General features: G+C 50.0%; 17 protein-coding genes and 1 tRNA gene. 14 read left to right on the top strand and 4 right to left on the bottom strand.

All coding sequences use genetic code 11. The features are described from left to right. Positions 1-71: 71 nt before the first annotated feature. Complete coding sequence (locus KO087_RS04380; protein WP_215508087.1) at positions 72-599, top strand: ComF family protein; 528 nt, start codon at positions 72-74, stop codon at positions 597-599. 55 nt (positions 600-654) lie between these two features. On the opposite strand, the gene KO087_RS04375 is transcribed toward KO087_RS04380, so the two are convergent. After that, the gene (locus KO087_RS04375; RefSeq protein WP_215508086.1) at positions 655-1,431 is read right to left on the bottom strand and encodes a PhzF family phenazine biosynthesis protein; all 777 of its coding nucleotides are present in this window, start codon (positions 1,429-1,431) and stop codon (positions 655-657) included. A gap of 18 nt (positions 1,432-1,449) precedes the next feature. Next, entirely contained in the window at positions 1,450-2,382 is a 933-nt protein-coding gene (locus KO087_RS04370) for a YihY/virulence factor BrkB family protein (protein ID WP_215508085.1), read from the bottom strand. A 72-nt stretch (positions 2,383-2,454) separates the two neighbouring features. Between KO087_RS04370 and KO087_RS04365 the strand changes: the two genes are divergently transcribed. Next, positions 2,455-3,150 (top strand): response regulator transcription factor, encoded by a 696-nt coding sequence (locus KO087_RS04365; RefSeq protein WP_215508084.1) that lies wholly within the window; start codon positions 2,455-2,457, stop codon positions 3,148-3,150. Then, positions 3,151-4,422 carry a sensor histidine kinase gene (locus tag KO087_RS04360; protein ID WP_215508083.1) on the top strand — a complete coding sequence of 424 codons (1,272 nt, stop codon included), beginning with the start codon at positions 3,151-3,153 and terminating at the stop codon, positions 4,420-4,422. Between the two features lie 47 nt (positions 4,423-4,469). Here KO087_RS04360 and hpf read toward each other — a convergent pair whose 3' ends face one another. Beyond that, on the bottom strand, positions 4,470-5,009 hold the full coding sequence (gene hpf / locus KO087_RS04355; RefSeq protein WP_215508082.1) for a ribosome hibernation-promoting factor, HPF/YfiA family: 540 nt from the start codon (positions 5,007-5,009) through the stop codon (positions 4,470-4,472). A 169-nt stretch (positions 5,010-5,178) separates the two neighbouring features. On the opposite strand from hpf, the gene KO087_RS04350 reads away from it, so the two are divergent. The 8 genes from KO087_RS04350 to gloB all read left to right on the top strand — a co-directional run bounded on the left by KO087_RS04350 (position 5,179) and on the right by gloB (position 15,205). Continuing rightward, positions 5,179-6,057, top strand: coding sequence for an FUSC family protein (locus KO087_RS04350; protein ID WP_215508081.1), 879 nt, complete (start codon positions 5,179-5,181; stop codon positions 6,055-6,057). Then, positions 6,050-7,693, top strand: coding sequence for a hypothetical protein (locus KO087_RS04345; protein WP_215508080.1), 1,644 nt, complete (start codon positions 6,050-6,052; stop codon positions 7,691-7,693). The genes KO087_RS04350 and KO087_RS04345 overlap by 8 nt, the downstream gene beginning before the upstream one ends. A gap of 65 nt (positions 7,694-7,758) precedes the next feature. Then, complete coding sequence (locus tag KO087_RS04340; RefSeq protein ID WP_215508079.1) at positions 7,759-9,144, top strand: hypothetical protein; 1,386 nt, start codon at positions 7,759-7,761, stop codon at positions 9,142-9,144. Between the two features lie 9 nt (positions 9,145-9,153). Beyond that, a complete protein-coding gene (locus tag KO087_RS04335) occupies positions 9,154-10,173 on the top strand; it encodes a polysaccharide deacetylase family protein (protein ID WP_215508078.1) in 1,020 nt (339 codons plus the stop codon). Between the two features lie 6 nt (positions 10,174-10,179). Further along, complete coding sequence (gene murJ, locus KO087_RS04330; RefSeq protein ID WP_215508077.1) at positions 10,180-11,697, top strand: murein biosynthesis integral membrane protein MurJ; 1,518 nt, start codon at positions 10,180-10,182, stop codon at positions 11,695-11,697. Positions 11,698-11,761: 64 nt separating this feature from the next. Next, complete coding sequence (locus tag KO087_RS04325; RefSeq protein WP_421949889.1) at positions 11,762-12,670, top strand: AAA family ATPase; 909 nt, start codon at positions 11,762-11,764, stop codon at positions 12,668-12,670. Continuing rightward, a complete protein-coding gene (locus KO087_RS04320; RefSeq protein ID WP_215508075.1) occupies positions 12,667-14,394 on the top strand; it encodes a vWA domain-containing protein in 1,728 nt (575 codons plus the stop codon). Before KO087_RS04325 ends, KO087_RS04320 begins: the two co-directional genes overlap by 4 nt. Positions 14,395-14,512: 118 nt before the next feature. Continuing rightward, complete coding sequence (gloB, locus tag KO087_RS04315) at positions 14,513-15,205, top strand: hydroxyacylglutathione hydrolase (RefSeq protein ID WP_215508068.1); 693 nt, start codon at positions 14,513-14,515, stop codon at positions 15,203-15,205. A gap of 37 nt (positions 15,206-15,242) precedes the next feature. On the opposite strand, the gene KO087_RS04310 is transcribed toward gloB, so the two are convergent. Continuing rightward, positions 15,243-15,731, bottom strand: coding sequence for a ferritin family protein (locus tag KO087_RS04310; protein WP_215508066.1), 489 nt, complete (start codon positions 15,729-15,731; stop codon positions 15,243-15,245). Positions 15,732-15,887: 156 nt separating this feature from the next. Here KO087_RS04310 and KO087_RS04305 point away from each other — a divergent pair. The 3 genes from KO087_RS04305 to KO087_RS04295 all read left to right on the top strand — a co-directional run bounded on the left by KO087_RS04305 (position 15,888) and on the right by KO087_RS04295 (position 16,767). Continuing rightward, positions 15,888-15,964 (top strand) — tRNA-Pro (locus KO087_RS04305). 283 nt (positions 15,965-16,247) lie between these two features. Beyond that, positions 16,248-16,499 carry a hypothetical protein gene (locus KO087_RS04300; protein WP_215508065.1) on the top strand — a complete coding sequence of 84 codons (252 nt, stop codon included), beginning with the start codon at positions 16,248-16,250 and terminating at the stop codon, positions 16,497-16,499. A gap of 40 nt (positions 16,500-16,539) precedes the next feature. Continuing rightward, complete coding sequence (locus KO087_RS04295; RefSeq protein ID WP_215508064.1) at positions 16,540-16,767, top strand: hypothetical protein; 228 nt, start codon at positions 16,540-16,542, stop codon at positions 16,765-16,767. The last annotated feature ends 92 nt before the right edge of the window (positions 16,768-16,859 follow it).

Below are 16,859 nucleotides of genomic sequence, written 5' to 3'. Positions count from 1 at the left end.
GCGCACTCTGCAAAAAAGAGGCGGCGAGCACATTTCACCTCTGCGAAAGCTGTTTAGACACTCTCTCTTTTATGGGGGAGGCAATTTTAAGCGAAAAGGCCTTTCCCGTCTATGCTCTGCTTCGGGAAAATAAGGCGGCGTCCTTTATGATCGAAGGCTTAAAATTTCGCGAAGAGCGGTATTGGGCGGATGTCTTCGGCGAAATGGCGGCGGATTTTTTGCGCCACAGCGGCCTCGGACCCTTCGACGCCATCGTCTGCGTGCCCACCTCGGCGAAGAAGCGGCGCATTCGGGGCTACAATCCGCCGGGGCTCATCGCCCGCAAAGTGGCGACACAGATGGATCTGCCCTTTGAAGAGGGGCTTGTGCTCACAAAAAAGGTCAAGGATCAAATCGGTCTCGGGGCCAAGGCTCGGGCATTGAATGTCGAGAACGCCTTCGCCGCAAGCCATGTGTCGGGGAAGCGCCTCTTGTTAATCGACGACACCTACACCACCGGCGCCACCATGAGGGCCGCGCAAAAAGCATGCATGGACGCTGGGGCGGCGTCTGTTTCCGGCATCGTGTGCATGAAGGCCCGGGATGTTGATTACGAATAAAGGCAATAAAAGAGCGATCTCTCTAAAAAGAGGGATCGCTTTTTTGTGCAGGGGATCAGATGTGAATGTCGCCTCGATAAAACATGACGGCGTGGCCCGTTAAGTTGACGTGGCCCGGGGTGACGTAGGTTTCCAAAATGCCGCCGCGGCGACTGGCTTGGTAGGCCAAAATGTCGGGCTTGTTTAATTTTTCCGACCAGTAGACGCAAATGTGGCAGTGGCCGGAACCGCAGACCGGGTCTTCGTCCACGCCGAGCTTCGGCGCAAAGGAGCGGGAGATGCAGTCGTAATCCCCGTCGCCTGCCTTGGTCAAGTGGAGCATGGAGCCTTCCAAGGTCTTGATCTTTAAAATGTCCGGATCGTATCCCGCCAAATCAAAATCATCTTCCATGATCAGGAGTAAATCCCTGCCCATGTAAGCTTCCTTGGGCGTGGCGCCCACCGTTGCTGTCATTTCATCGGTAACGGGGACTTTTTTCAGCGGGAAAGTGGGCAAGTCCATGGTAAAGAGATCGCCCTTTCTGGAGACGGGCATGGTGCCGGATTTCGTTTCGAAATAAATCGTGTCCTTTTCCCGCTCCAAAATCAAAAATACGATGTAAGCGGCGGCAAAGGTGGCGTGGCCGCAAAAATCCACTTCCTCTTCCGGCGTAAAGGAGCGGAGCACGTATTTATCTCCGTTTTTAATGACAAAGGCCGTTTCCGACAAATTGTTTTCGTTGGCAATGGCCAGCATGAGCTCATCGGTTAAGAGGCGATCAGGCAGGCAGACCGCCGCGGGATTGCCCTTAAATACTTTTTCCGTAAAGGTATCGACGATAAATTGTTTCATAAATAACTCCTATACTAATCAGAGCACTTGCGTGTGCGACGAGATCAGGCCCGAAAGCAGGGTTTCTTCCCGTGGCCATTGGGCGCCTTTCGTGTTCAATAGATAAAGACTCGCCTGAACGGAACTGCCGACGAGCAGAATCAAGCCGAACAGATAGAGCCATACTAAAAAGATAATCATCCCCGCCAGGGATCCGTAGGTGTTGGAATAATTGGAAAAATTCGCTACATAATAGCCGAATACCGCGTTGGAAAGTAAAATGCCTACGGTGGAAAATAAAGCCGCTGCCAAGTGTACACCGGCTTTCGGCTTCGTGCCTTCAGGCCACTTCGGTGCGAAGCGGTAGAGGCAGTAGAAGCTCAAAAACATATACACCAGGGGCACGAAGGTGGTAATGCGGCGGATGAATGTAAATGCCTTCGGGGGCAGCTGCAAAAACTGAAAAACAAAGCGCAGGGCATTGGAGCCGATGACTTGGGTGACAAAGAGCAAAATCACCAAGGCGAAAAGGGCGATGGTAATAATAAACGACAGGACGGTGAGAGACAAAATGTTTCGATCTTCCGCAATGGAAAGGCTGTCGTTAATGCTCTTAATCAGCTGCTTAATGCCCTTGCTGGCCACATAAATCGTACCGATTAAGGAAATCGACAAAAGGGCCGAAGACGAGTTCAGCTGCAGGTCTTTAAAAAAACTCGTGGCAATGCTTTGAATCTCCGGCGGCAAATTGTCCAGTATTTGCGACACTTTGGAAAGATAGCTTCGGTTCACCACGTTGAGAATATTTAACAGGGCGATAAAAAAGGGGAAGATGGCCAAAACAAAAAAGTAGGACAGGCTCGCCGCCTTTTGTATCGAATCGTTTTTCAAAATGTTGTAGAAAAGGATATCGAAAAAAGCGAAAGGCTTTTTTGTAACGAAACCTTTGAGTTTCCTTTTCAATTTATTCATAGAATCCTTCTTCCCTCCTAAGGCGATTATATCATAGTTATGATAGAATAGACCCAAGATGGAGGATGATTTATGCAATACAATATTTTGGTTTGCGACGACGAAAAGGACATCGTCTCGGCAATAAGAATCTACTTGGAAGCGGAAGGATACAGGGTGTTTCCCGCCTACGACGGCCTCGAGGCCCTGGAAGTAATGAAAAAAGAGGACATTCACCTGGTCTTAATGGATTTAATGATGCCTAATATGGATGGCATGTCCGCCATTTTAAAAATCCGCGAAACCAGCAACATTCCCATTATTATCTTAAGCGCAAAAAGTGAAATCACAGACAAGATCATCGGCTTGAACATGGGGGCGGACGACTACATCATCAAGCCCTTTAACGCCGTGGAACTCATCGCCCGGGTCAACTCCGGCATTCGCCGCTACACCTCTTTAGGTGCTGCGGAAATCGACGACGGCAATTACACCGTGGGCCGCATCAGCTTAAACGACAACGCCAAGGAAGTACGGGTAGACGGGGAAGTGGCCAATTTAACGCCCCACGAGTACAAGATTCTGCGTCTGCTCATGAAAAACAAAGGGCGGGTCTTCTCCAGCGACGAAATTTACGAAATTGTGTGGGAAGAATCGGCCCACGACGTAAAAAAAGTTATTTCCGTACACATCTCCCATTTGCGGGACAAAGTGGAGATCAATCCGAGAAAGCCCGATTACATTAAGTCCGTCTACGGCATGGGCTACAAATTCGAGGACGTGGACTAAATGACCGACAAGAGTCGGCAATTTTTCGAAGGGATCAAAGCCCGCGCCTATAAGTACTGCCGGGGCAATTACCTGGAAATCATTTGGGTGGACCTGTGGTTTATCATGGGGTGCATGAGTCTTTTCGCGTCTTTTTTCGGCGGACACGTTTACGATCCTTCCCGCTCCGCCTTCTACAGCCTGACGGTCTTGGTGCTTCTGTTGGTCTTTTGGTGCGTGAAGCTTTTTATGCGGGCCACCACCCGCACCTGGCTCACGGCGAGCATGATTAAAGAAATGAATAAAGAAACCATCTACGGCTTCTTTTGCTTCATGAATCTGTTTTTAATTATCTACTTTCTCATGGTGTTTACAGGCTTTCCCGTTCTCTACGGCATGTTAATTATGCCCGTTTTGCGGCTCATGCTCATGGGGGAAGACGAGGTGGTTCAAAACCGCATCCTTCGCGCCGCCATTGCCGAGACCCAAAGCTATGTGGACATTACGGCCTTCTCGCCTATGATGAAGGAATCCACCTACGAGGCATTAATGGATCTGACCCGGATCAAAGACAGCATGTATCAGGCGGCTCAGGCCCAGGTGAAGTCGCAAAAGATGAAGACCGAGCTCATCACCAACATCAGCCACGATTTAAAAACGCCTTTGACCAGCATCATTAACTACGCTGACATATTAAGCAAAAAAGACGTCATGGACGACGAGGCGAAAAATTACATTCATATTCTGGGGCGCAATTCCGAGCGGCTCAAGAGCATGATTATAAATCTGATCGAAGCCTCGAAGACGGGAAGCGGCAATGTCACTCTGGAGCCGGTGATTATCGACTTCAATGAATTAGTCAGCCAGATCTACGGCGACGTTGCCGCCGATTATGAATCCAGGAATTTAAATTTCGTCTACACCTCCGATGCGGAAGACATTCCCATTTACACCGACGGCAATGTTTTGAGCCGCGTCATTCAAAACCTCTTTAGTAATTGCTATAAGTATGCGAAAGAAAATACCACCGTCACCGCCAACACCTCGGTGGTGGGGGAAAAGATCTACTTCAATATGAAGAATCTGTCGAAAAACAAGATTAACCAGTCCACCGCCGAATTGTCCAATCAATTCATTCGGGGGGACAAGAGCCGCACCACGGAAGGAAGCGGCCTGGGTCTTTATATTGCCAAAAACTTGGTGGAAATTTTAGGCGGCGAATTTCGCATGATTATCGACGGAGACTACTTCCAGGTCTTTATCGAGCTACCGAAAGAAATTGAATCCAATTAAAAAACCGGACGAGCGTCCGGTTTCTTTATTATAGGGCGTGTTTAAGATTAAATATCGAAGTCGATGCGACCGAAATTGCCGTCGCGGCGCTTGTAAAGCAGGGCCGGTGCGCTGTCTTCGGCATCTAAGAAGACGAAGAAATTGTGGTTCAACAGTTCCATTTGAAGCATGGCTTCTTCTTCGTGCATGGGCAGAAGTTTAAAGTGCTTCCGCTTGGAAATAATCTTGCCCTGTTCGTCTTCTTCGCTTTGCGGCATGGCCTGTTCGAAATTTTCGAAGCGAATGGTATCGGCATTTTGGTGGCGCCGTTTCAGGCGGGTCTTGTACTTGCGGACTTGCCTTTCCAGCGCGTCCACGGCCAAATCAATGGAGGCGTACATGTCTTGAGTCGTTTCTTCTGCGCGGACAATGCTGGTCGGTAAGAACACCGTAATTTCAGTGGTGTGATCGCCCTTGGTGGCAGAGAATGTGGCTTTCGCTTTTACCTCTTCGGCAAAGTACTTGTCCAGTTTCGACAGTTTCTTTTCCGCTTGATTTTTTAAAGCCGACGTCACTTCAATATTCTTTCCGTAAAATTCAATACGCATAGTCATGTCTCCTCTCACTACTTTTTATTATAATACCCCGATTCCTGAGATTGAAACGGGCCTCTCCCTTGCAGTTTTTTTTCAGTTTGCTATACTTTTTCTAGAAGTGCAAAAAGGAGAACAGAATTTGAACATTCCACCGGTAAAAGATCATTTGCCCCATGTCGGCATGCGTACATTTAAAACGGCTCTGGCCGTCGTCATCGGATTGTTTTTATCGAATATACTGGGGCTTCATACGCCCCTTTTTGTGGCCATCGCCGCCATGACCACCATGCAGCCTTCGGTTCACGAAACCCACAAAGCCGTCAGACTCAGAATGTTTACCTGCGTCATGGGCGTGGTCCTGGGCTATGTTTTGGCACTGATCACCGACAACATTTACATTCGTCCCTTTATCGCCGGCGTGGGCATCGTCATTATTATCTTAACCCTGCTGAAATTTAAGATGAACCGCTTTATTAATCTCACGAATATTATTTTCGTGGCCAGCTTTTCATCGACGCAATCCCAATTAATTTACGGCGTCAACCGCCTTATTGGGACCTTTCTCGGGATTTTCGTTTCCCTGGTCATTAATTACCTCATCGCTCGGCCCACGCCGAAGCGCAGTTTCGAAAACCTCTTGGAGCAGACATACGAAGATATTTTCCGCCTTTCCGAGGCCGTGATTCTCGCCGACGAAAAGATCGGGCTCGATGCGCTGCAAAAAGAGCTCGCCAAAACCCAGGAATCCTTTGAGCTCATCAAAAAAGAAATGTCTGAGCCCTTTGCCCGAGACGTAGACCTTTACGGCGTGGAAAATCTCCTGGATCATTTCAGCGAATGCTTTATTTCGCTGCGGGTTTTGTCTCATATGAATCTGATGGAAAGCAAACTAACGACGGAAAATAAATTGATTATTCAAGAACTGTTCCACTACACGGAACTGTTTGAGGGCATGGACGAGGTGCTTCCCGATCCCATTGTGAATTTTCACGTCCATGTGGTTTTGGAAAAGCTCCAAGCCACAAAAGCCCTTTACGACGAAGGAGTAACCCATGTCTAATACACAGCTTTGGCTGAAAACCCTGGAGGATATTGTGGCCATTGTGGATTCCACTCGCCACAACATTCCCATGGACGACTTATTTAAAGACGAGGAAATGTATGCGCCCATGCGCGTGTCGATTCCTCATTTCGACTTGGCCGCCTGGCTCATGTTCGACACGGAGGAAAATCGCCCCACGACGAGCCAATTGGTGGGCCAGTTGTGGCGCCACATTCACAAAATGCGCGGCGTGGAGCCTTATTTGGAGCGGATTTTCGATTCCTATCTGTCCATTTACCGCGTCAATTACAAAAGCGAGGCGGGCATTTATGTGCAAAGCCTTTTGTTTCCCGAGCCTGCCGTCATCCTCGAGGCCACGGAAGAGGCGAAGGCGCTGAAAGAGGGAGATCTCTTTTTGGGTCGCATCGTGGAAACTTCCGTGGGCCATTTTCTCTTCAACAAGGCGAAGGTTGTGCCTGAAAAATTACGGGATGCCTTTGGAGAACAGGTCATGGAACTGAAAAAGCGTCAGCCCATGATGCAGGAAAACACAAAGGCCTATGAGGACACCTTAAAAAACGGGAATCCGGAAATCCTCTTTCTCTTTGCCCTGGCCTATGCTCGGGCGGAGGACGAGGAAAGTTTGCCTTTCGACGAGGAGGAAGCGCTTTTGGATGTCTCCGAGGGCATTCTCGCCCTGGCACCGGAATTTGCCGATGACGACGCCGCCGTGGTGGCGGATATGTACCTTCTCGAGCACATGGACTCGGCGGTGCTTATGGCGGAAGGGGTGAATCTGGAAGACAATGGCTTCACCCACTACGACGAGCTTATGGTGGCGGCCTCAAACGACGGGGATTTCGCTGACGACGCCCAAATGCTTCGGATTTACGCCCTCTTTCGCCACTGGTGCCGCATGCGGGGAAACGATGCGGGCCTTCGCTCCCTGGAGCCGGCGGATAAAAAAATTCTCGACTATAAAAAGCGCCTCGCCCACTCGGTGCGGGGAATGTACCGGGTAAACAGCCTGGCAGAGGCCCGGGGCGAGATGAAGCGCTCCTCCCGCTGGCTCGATCAGTTCGATCGCTACATGGAAACCATTCTCGACGAAGATTTAATGGTGACGAAAACCGGCGCCTTGAACCAGAAGAGCTTGGCGCGCATGCGGCAAAATGTGCCGATTTTTCTGCAAAAGAGCCAGGCCAATCGGGAGAGCAGCTTTCCGGAGCTGGTGTTTTTCAGAAAATTCGCCCTTTTAAAGAGCCTGGTCTTTGTGGAAGAGGGCCTGCTTCTTCCCACCATTCGCCTGGAGCAATACATGCAAATGGAAGACGAAGAAAAGTTGGTGCTTTGGGTAAGCACTCTGTTTAACGAAAAATTCCAAGGCGCAGATATGTATTTCCGCCAATGGCCTTTTCGAGATGTTTATGCCCAATGCCTCAAGCCGGGCGCCAAGCTTTTCAGGGAAGTGGTCGGTGAAAAAGACGACGTGATTCTGAGACGCATCATGGATCTGGGTCGGGACCTGGATTTATACGACATGGCCGTAAACGACGAGGGGAAAATCATCTTCCGTCCCACGGCTTTCGGCGAGGCGGCGTTTAGTTATCTGGGCCTTTTGGAAAAGGACAATGTCATCGCACCTTTTGAGTGATAAATCCTATTTATCTTAGAATTTCAAGCCCTCGGGCTGTGGTAAAATAATGGCGGAGGCGAAAGATGATGAAAAGAAAAGCCCTTTTGGCGGCGTGTTTTCTTCTCGCCTTCCTAGTGGCGGCGAAGCCTTATTCGCCGGAGGAGAAATTTTTTCGCGACATACCATCGAAAAAGCCGGTGGTGGAAACGCCCAACCATGTGCCGGAGCTTTCTATCTTTCGGCGATCCAAGGGCGCGGTCCCGGTGCATTACACCTATCCCGTAAAAAAAATAAACGGCGATTGGGCCCTTGCCTACAAGGATTTTATCCGATTGGTGGGAGAAAAGCGCATGGGCTATTTTCCCGAAGAAAAAATCATTACCATCAATCAAATCAATCGCATTTACATGGCGGCGGATAAAGCCGTGGTGGTTCGCCCATCGGGGCGGGCAGAGGCCGCGTCTTATCCCACATTTGACGGCGACGCACTCTATGTGCCCCTGGTCTTTACACTGAAGGAAATGGGCTATGGAATCAATCTGTCAGACGACGGATCCCGCCTGTTGATTCTGCCGCCGGAGGATCAAGCGAAAGTGGTCCCCGATCGCGCCGTGAAGGTGGGAAGCATCTCCCCCTATCGCGACGGCACCATGGCCACGGAAATTTACGATATCAGCACCACGCAGATCAGGGGCTGGGGCGAAAAAGTGCCCGGAGGCATGGGCAGCTTTTTTCAAATCAACGAAAAACAGTCCATTCGCTTTATCGGCGACTTGGCCTTAGACGCGCCGGTGTACTACGACGACGAAACGAAATCGGCCTTGGCTGTGGACGGTCAGCGGCTAGTCATTTATTCGCTCGATAAAATGAGCCGCAAATTCTATCCCTTGCCCTACGCCATGGAAGGCGCAGAAAGAATCTGCTACGACCGCGGCCACGTGTACTTTCAAAGGCCCGGCGGCATCTACGCCTACTCGCCGAAATCGAAAGTGTTAAAGCGGGTAGTGGATCGGGACACGGAAGACTTCGATGTTCAAGACGGACGCATCATTTACCGAAGAGGCGGCGCCTTGTTTATACACGAAGACGACCGAGAGGACAGGCCCTTGGATTCCAAGGCGGGCCACTTCAGCCTCAGTGCGTCCTACATTCTCCTGGACGACGGGGATTTAGGCCTTGTCACCATTCTCGATAGAGATACGCTACAGGCCGTGTCTTTTGCAGCCTACGACAAGAACAAAGGCCACAGCGTCAAGCTCATGGGCGACAGGTACCTGGCTTTCGGACAGGGGCGCTTGGTACAGCTAAAGGATTTAGATTCCGATGCGACCTATTTATTGGACATGGTCAATATTGAAGATACATTAAAGGACCGCCGCGTGGTGTGGCTATACAACGGCAGTGTGCTGAAAGGCTACGTCTACGGCGACGGCAGAAAAATTGCGCAAACCATTACGGTGCGTCCTTAAGGAGGAGCTATGAATAAAGAAGAAATGGAAAGACAACGGCGGCGCAGAAAAATGCGCATTCAAAAGCGAAAGAGACAGGCGCGCCTTCGCGGCCTCGTGCTTTTGGCCGTGATTTTAATCGTCTTCGCCGGGGCCTTTCATAAATTAAAGCGTCTCGCCGGTGAGGGCGCATCGGATGGGGGCGGAAACCAAATCGAATGGTTTGTCCTTAAAAACATGGATGCCTTACATACCGTGGGCAGCTACACGCCGCAAGAAATCGGCAACTTAACCAATAATATTATTAACGACCGCATTGAAATTCGCCTGGCCAAAGGTGAAAACCACATTACCCGCGCTTCGAGTTACGCCTACGATGCGGGAGAAATTTCCGAAATCATTCAAGGCAAGCGGGAATATACGGGCAAGAAAAAAATCGCCTTCTTAACCTTCGACGACGGCCCGAATCACAAGATTTCGCCCCAAATTTTGGACACGCTAAAAGAAAAAGGTGTCCACGGAACTTTCTTTGTCGTGGGAAAAAGCGTCCATGAAAAAAATCGCGATATTTTGCTACGGGAATTAGTCGAAGGCAACGCCATTGCCCTGCACTCCTACAGCCACGATTACACCAAGCTTTATCCCGGACGCATCGCCGATACGGCGGCCATCGAAGGGGAAGCCATTAAAACGCAAAAAGCCCTGCAAAGCATTTTAGGGAAAAACTTTCATTCCGGCGCCTGGCGTTACCCCGGCGGGCACATGAGCTGGAAGGGCCTGGATGCGGCCGATCAAAAGCTGAAAGACATGGGCATTTCCTGGATCGACTGGAACGCCCTCACCGGCGATGCGGAACCGGCCAGTCGCCGCCCCACTACGGCTGCAGGCCTCGTGGAATTTTTGAAGAAGTCCATGCCGAAAAACGGCGACGCTTCGGTGATCGTCATTTTAATGCACGATGCGGAAACGAAACAGCTTTCCGCCGACGCCTTGCCCCACGTCATCGACGCCCTTCGGGACGACGGCTACAGCTTCGGTATCTTAAAGTAGGGAATTATGCAGCACACATCCCTACTTTTAATGCTCATTACCATAGGGACCAAATGTTTTGGATTGGCTAGGGAAAAAGCCCTAGCCCATTTTTTTGGTACATCCGATGTGGCGAATATATTTCTTATCGCCTTTACTTTGCCTATGGTCTTATCCAATCTTTTTTCAGGTTCCATTGCCGGCGGCTTCATTCCCGTCTACACGGAAATGGCCCACAGAGGAGGCGAGGAGGAAGCGAATCGCTTCACCACCACCTTGGTCTTTGCCGTGGCGGTCATCGCCTTAATCCTCAGCGTCCTCGCCATTATCTTTGCGCCGGTACTGGTGCATGTGATGGCGCCGGGCTTTCAAGGCGCCACCTTCGAGAAAACCGTGGCCATGAGCCGAGTGACGGCACTGAGCATGACGGTAAGCGCCGTCTTTTCCATCTTTAAAGCCTATTTGCAAATTCACGAACACTTTATCGTCTCCATGTTCCACTCCGTGGTCATGAACAGCATTTTAATCGTGGCCATGTTTTTGGGCCGCGCCGGCGACTTGCGCCTTCTGGCCCTGGGAATTTTGTTCGCTTTTTGTTTTCAATACGTGATCTTTTTGCCCTATCTGAAAAAAAGCGGCTTTCACCTGCGTAGAGGCTACCCCCTGAAAGGGGCGGCCATGGGGCATATGTGGCGCTTAATTTTTCCCATATTAATCTCCACTTCGGTCTTGGAGCTGAACAACATCGTTAGCAAGGCCATGGCCTCCGTCATCGCCCCCACCGGGGTCGCGGTGATTAACTACGCCACAAAGATTCAGGGCTTCGTTACGGGCATTGTGGTGACCAGCATCGTTACCGTCACCTATCCCCGCATGGCGAAGCTGGTGGAAGATAAAAGCAGCGAGGAACTGTCTCGTGTGATGCGGGAGAGCCTCTCTTTGATGGCGGCCTTCGTCTTGCCCGCCACCGTCGGCGTCCTGTGCTTTCACAAAGAAATCGTGCAGCTCTTGTTTTTAAGCGGCGCCTTTTCCGCAGAAGATGTGCGGGCCACAGGGGAAGTGCTTTTGTTTTACGCCCTGGGCCTTTTCGCCATCGGTATTCGGGAAATCGGCGTACGGATTTTCTACAGCCGAAAAGACGCCGCAGTTCCCTTAATTAACGCGGCCTATATGGCGGCGGTGAACGTGGCTTTAAGTTTTATTCTCGGAAAAGTCGTGGGCCTAAGTGGCCTGGCCATAGGCACCTCCGTCTCCCTTTGGGTGGGGGCCGTGGGCATGCTGATCCATTTAAAGAACACGTCCATGGATTTGAAACTCGCCTGCGGAGCGAAGAATCCCGCAAAAATCGCCTTGGCATCGATTGTCATGGGCCTTATTGCCAAGGGCGTGGAGAAAATCCTTCTGGGCTTTCTTTCGCCGAATGTGGCCCTTTTGGGCGCCATGGTCGTGGCGGGAATAAGCTACCTCCTCTTGGCCCTGGTCATGAAATTTGATGAAATCGAACAGATAAAAAAATTGCTTTATGCCAAGAAGAAAGAGGTATAAACTAGAGCGAGATTATAAATTTAATAAATCATATAGAGAAGGGAAGAGCATGAAGAGAGAACAACTGGTAGATTTTTTAAACAAACAAGCCATCGACGCCACCTTGCTGAAAGACGTAGAAGATTTTGTCGCAGAACACAAAGTGGATCCCGCCGTGGCGGATCGCGTGCCCGTATCCATTTACCGCTACTACGGAAAAAGCATTTGGGAAAAAGCCATTTACGCTATTTTATCCGGCTACCACATTTTGCTTTCCGGCCCGAAAGCCACGGGGAAAAACGTCTTTTCCGAAAACCTGGCCCAACTTTTTAATCGCCCCATGTGGAATATGTCCCTTAATGTCAATGTAGACAGCGCCTCTTTAATCGGCGTGGACACTTTCAGAAACGGGGAAGTGGTGTTGAAAAAAGGCCCCGTCACCCTGGCGGCGGAAAAAGGCGGCTTCGCTATTTTCGATGAGATCAACATGGCGAAAAACGAATCCCTTTCCGTGGTGCACTCGGCGCTGGACTTTCGCCGCATGATCGATGTGGCGGGCTACGACCGCATTCCTTTGGACGATGCCACCCGCTTCATCGGCACCATGAACTACGGCTACATGGGCACTCGTGAATTAAACGAAGCCTTAATCAGCCGCTTTATGGTCATCGACATGCCGATTTTGGAAGGCGAAGGACTGAAACAAATTTTGCGGGAAGAAACCCATTTAAACGAAGAAGGCATGCTCCTCTTTGCCCGCCTCTTTACGGACCTGCAAAACAAAAGTTTGGAAGGCGAAATTTCCTCCAAGGCCGTGGATATGCGTGGCCTTTTCGGCGCCCTTACCATGATCGAGCGGGGGCTTGATGTGAAAGAGGCCCTGAACATGGGCATCGTCAATAAATCCTTCGACCGCTTCGAAAAAGAAGTGGTGGAAGATGTCATCGATACCCTTTTTGCAAAAGGCGTGACGAAAGGTGAACTCTTCCGATGACCTGGACGGACAAGCGGCGACAAAATGTGTACTGGACCGTCGGCGGCAATTATCAGCGGCGCTACAGCGGCGAGGGCGACGGCTTCGACGCGGCGGAATCGGGAATGATCGATCGGGCTTTTCCGAAAAATCGCCTGGTGAACTTCGTGGCAAAAAACACGCAAAATGTCACCAACGGTAAGGACATGAATGCCGTGGCGCGGATCTTGGCCCTGCAGTATACGAAAAATACCTTGTACAGCGAGCGGCCCGGAATCAAGGCCATGGCCAAAGATAGTTACAAAACCCGCTACCGCACCTTGGATTTTTTAAACAAAAGGGACTTGGCGCAGGAAATTGAAATGCAATACGCCGCCTACCGCATGGGCAAGCCCATGAGCGCCGGTACGTTCCTGGAGCCCTTAATGCGCAAGCTCATCGCCGGGGACAAATTAAAAAGCGAAGGCGAATTTTACGAGTACTTGGCGCGACTTTGGCGGGAACATTTCCACGTGAATCCCACTTTAACCTTCGAAGTGGAAAAAAAGATCGAGGTTAAAGACGTGCCGCCTCCGCCGGAGGAGCCGGAACCGAAAAAGAAGCGCCGCCAAATCGTGGAGACCAAGGCGGAGCAAATCGAAGACAAGGACACGGAAATCATCGAGTCGGCGGAATTTTCCGGCGTCATTCGGGACACGTCGAAGGTGGTGGAATCCGACGCATCCATTACCAGGACCCGCGCCGACAACGAAGCCCGCACCTTGGCTCGGGTACGCAAACACTACGGCAAGGAGACCCTTTCTCCCGCCAAGGCAAAAAAAATCGAGTCAACCATCGCCACGGGCCTGCACCAAGGCATGCGCCTGCACGTCACGAAGGGCAATTTCGAAAACGACATGGGAGCGCGGTTTTTCGAGGATCAAATCCTCGCCCAAAGGCAAGAAACCGAAGCTATCTACGAAAAAGACCGCCACATTTACGAACGATCCATCTTTGAATTAAGAGAAATCATTCGTAAAAACCTGCTGGACGACTCCTCCCAGGAATCCGTGCGGGCCGCCAACGGCGCCATCGACACGGGCCTTTTGTGGCGCCACGTCATTTTAGGCGACGACCGCATTTTCAAGAAAAACTCCTTCGAGCAGGAAAATTCCTTTGCCGTGGACATTCTTCTTGACATGAGCGGTTCCCAACAGGATCGGCAGGCGGAAGTGGCCATTCAGGGCTTTCTCATCGCCGAGGCATTAACCCAACTTCGCATTCCCACGCGGGTCATGGGCTTTTGCAATCTCTTTAATTACCAAATTATTCGCATCTTCCGAGACTACAAAGACGACAGCAAAGAAAATCGCGAGATTTTCTCCTACAAAGCCAGCGGATCCAATCGCGACGGCTTCGCCCTGCGCTACGTCTTCGAAACCATGGAAGAAATCGAGTCGGACACGAAAGTGCTCATCGTCCTCTCCGACGGCATGCCCAACGACTTGCTCTCCGTCGGCCTGGATACGGGCAAAGGTGATGTCGTCGACTACGAAGGGGAAGACGCGGTCTACGACACGGCGGCGGAAGTGCTTCAGGGCAAACTGAAGCAGCGCGCCGTTTTAGGCGTCTTTACCGGCGAAGACGAGGAATTGGATCAGGAACGACTCATCTTCGGCACGGACTTCGTGCGCATCAAAGACCTGGAGCGCTTCTCCGTGGTCGTTGGAAAATATTTAAAGAGCGTGGTGGAACGCTTGCAATAAGAAAGAGCCTCGAGGGCTCTTTTTTTGTTGAATACCGATCGCACGTCGGGAACAAAGGAAACAACAACGTCTTTGAAAGATGAGGGAAATAGGGTATAAGGTGAATGAGGTGAATAAAATGAACATTATGCCCCTGCCGGCACTGTCGGATAATTACATTTGGATCATCGAAAAAGACAAGCACATCGTCGTCGTGGATCCCTCGGAAGCGGATCTCCTCCTGCAGCTTATGGCGACGAAGGGCTACGATCTCGATGCCGTGCTCTTGACCCACAAGCACCCGGATCACATCGGCGGCGTGAAAGAGTTAATCGCATCTAACCCGGCGCCGATCTACGGCCCCGAGGAAACGGGCCTGGCCACGGAAATCGTAAAAGGCGGCGAGAAAATCGACCTTCTCGGAGAAAATTTTGATGTCATCGCCACGCCGGGCCACACTCAAGGGCACGTGGCCTACAAAATGAAGGAGCATCTTTTTATCGGCGACACCCTCTTCCTCTCCAGCTGCGGGCGGGTCTTCAGCGGCGATTACGAAGCCATGTTTAAGACCCTGGAGGATTTAAAAGCCATGGACGATGAAGTAAAAATCTATTCCGCCCACGAATACTCCCTGTCCAATCTTGAACAGAGCGTGAACTATTTAAAAAACGACGCCACGAAAAACGAATTGGAGCGAGTGCGGAGCCTGAGAGATGAGGGCGCCGTCACTCTCCCCACCACCATGGGAAAGGAAAAGCAGGTGAATCCTTTCCTCGTCATCGACGATTTCGACGAATTTGTCCGCTACAGAAAAGAGCGTGACCGCAGCTAATAAAAAAAGCGTCCCTCGGGACGCTCTTTTCGTGCGACTACATGCCTCTTACATTAAGCATATTGTCGCGAATTCGCTGGGTCACTTTTTTCAAGTGGGCCTTTTCCTGTTGTTCGATGAGTTTTAATTCCTTTGGCGCAAAGCGAGGCACGATGTCTTGGAGTTCCCGCACGATTTCCACGGTTTCCCGCTCGATGCGCTCGGCCAATTCTAAAACATCCATCTTGTCGCGGATTTTCTTCGCCTTTTCCACGAGCTCTTCCGGTTTCGACAAGAGACTTCGCTCGAAGCGAAGGCGGAAGTAGTCGTAGTCGTCTTTTTCTACGACCCAGCCGCCGTCGGCTTCGGCCTGCTTCGCCAGATTCAAATACACATCGTGGTGGCGATCTTCCTCTTTTGCCATCAATTCAAAAAACAGATCGCCGAAATTTGCCTCTTCGGCAAGGTAGCGATAGACTTTCGCCACCTCCAGTTCATTTTTGGCCAACAATTCCAAAATGGCCTTTCCGTCTACTCTCTCACTCATAGTACCCTCCTCTTTTTCCTATCAGATGTACCACGACTATTGTACAACATCGTGGATAAAAAGACTATTCTTTAGCCGCGTGAATATGTGAAAAATAAAAATAGAATCATGTACTTGCAAAGGCGAGGCAAAGTTGTTATAATACCATTATTGCATCGAGATGTGGCGCAGTTTGGTAGCGTACATGTCTGGGGGACATGGGGTCGCAGGTTCAAATCCTGTCATCTCGACCAATTGTGATAACGGCTGATTACGTTTAACGGCGTAAATCAGCCGTTTTTTCATTTTCCTTCACTGTCCGACGCCATCTCTTTGTTGGGCGTTGATCCCCATTTCCCGACTTCGATCCCGATTTTTTGCATGTGACGAAGAAAAATCATCCATTCCATTATGGACAAGATGCTTTTATCTTCCCAGTAGAGGATAGAAGAAAAAAGGGCTGTGCTTCGGAGGTAGAAGTGTGGCAGAGCCCGAAACTTGGCTTGTGATGTATAGCGAAAAAAGGGAGAGTGAACATTGGAAAAAACGTTGCGAGAGATTTTGTTATCCCTTATATCAAAATCGCCATACAATATCAATGAATACTTCGCAATCGAATTTGCAGACGATTATGAACGACTGGAAAAAAATAGAGAGAACAAACCGATCTTGGAGTTTCTGAACGAATCATTTATGGACATCGGTGTTGAATATGATGCTTCTTCAAGAATTGATGAAATAATAAACGACACATTAAGAAAAGCAATTCGGATGTGTGACGACGAGTAGAGAGTCTACATCAACCTAATAGAGCAAAAGCATGAGGTGAATGATGGCGTATTTAATAAACTATTGGGGTAAAACCATTAGGCTGGTGGACGTTGATGATGGCGAGTGGATCGGCTTTGTGGAGGGCTATGCGGATTCCAATAATAATCCAGAGGGAGAAGAAAGCATCGATGTGAGTGTGGGAAATCATCTTATTCTATTTTTTCCGGATGAAATTAATTCCATCGATGTATTGGAGAAATCCTCGCCATCGACCAATCGTGCTTGACGTGTAATTTTTGCATGCCTTCTTTATAAGGAGGCATTTTTTATTCTAAGAGAAGATAAAGTAATCGAAGAATTTTCGAGAAAGGAACAAAT

The organism is Peptoniphilus rachelemmaiella, assembly GCF_943169845.1.
In the GTDB taxonomy this organism is placed as follows: Bacteria; Bacillota; Clostridia; order Tissierellales; family Peptoniphilaceae; genus Aedoeadaptatus; species Aedoeadaptatus rachelemmaiella.
The sequence above is the reverse complement of the archived record's forward strand: the minus strand, read 5'-3'. Positions and strand labels throughout refer to the sequence as shown.

Coding starts and splice junctions, on each gene's coding strand:
- KO087_RS04380 (WP_215508087.1), top strand. CDS start 72: ATGGGGGAGGCAATTTTAAGCGAAAAGGCCTTTCCCGTCTATGCTCTG.
- KO087_RS04375 (WP_215508086.1), bottom strand. CDS start 1,431: ATGAAACAATTTATCGTCGATACCTTTACGGAAAAAGTATTTAAGGGC.
- KO087_RS04370 (WP_215508085.1), bottom strand. CDS start 2,382: ATGAATAAATTGAAAAGGAAACTCAAAGGTTTCGTTACAAAAAAGCCT.
- KO087_RS04365 (WP_215508084.1), top strand. CDS start 2,455: ATGCAATACAATATTTTGGTTTGCGACGACGAAAAGGACATCGTCTCG.
- KO087_RS04360 (WP_215508083.1), top strand. CDS start 3,151: ATGACCGACAAGAGTCGGCAATTTTTCGAAGGGATCAAAGCCCGCGCC.
- hpf (WP_215508082.1), bottom strand. CDS start 5,009: ATGCGTATTGAATTTTACGGAAAGAATATTGAAGTGACGTCGGCTTTA.
- KO087_RS04350 (WP_215508081.1), top strand. CDS start 5,179: ATGCGTACATTTAAAACGGCTCTGGCCGTCGTCATCGGATTGTTTTTA.
- KO087_RS04345 (WP_215508080.1), top strand. CDS start 6,050: ATGTCTAATACACAGCTTTGGCTGAAAACCCTGGAGGATATTGTGGCC.
- KO087_RS04340 (WP_215508079.1), top strand. CDS start 7,759: ATGATGAAAAGAAAAGCCCTTTTGGCGGCGTGTTTTCTTCTCGCCTTC.
- KO087_RS04335 (WP_215508078.1), top strand. CDS start 9,154: ATGAATAAAGAAGAAATGGAAAGACAACGGCGGCGCAGAAAAATGCGC.
- murJ (WP_215508077.1), top strand. CDS start 10,180: ATGCAGCACACATCCCTACTTTTAATGCTCATTACCATAGGGACCAAA.
- KO087_RS04320 (WP_215508075.1), top strand. CDS start 12,667: ATGACCTGGACGGACAAGCGGCGACAAAATGTGTACTGGACCGTCGGC.
- gloB (WP_215508068.1), top strand. CDS start 14,513: ATGAACATTATGCCCCTGCCGGCACTGTCGGATAATTACATTTGGATC.
- KO087_RS04310 (WP_215508066.1), bottom strand. CDS start 15,731: ATGAGTGAGAGAGTAGACGGAAAGGCCATTTTGGAATTGTTGGCCAAA.
- KO087_RS04295 (WP_215508064.1), top strand. CDS start 16,540: ATGATGGCGTATTTAATAAACTATTGGGGTAAAACCATTAGGCTGGTG.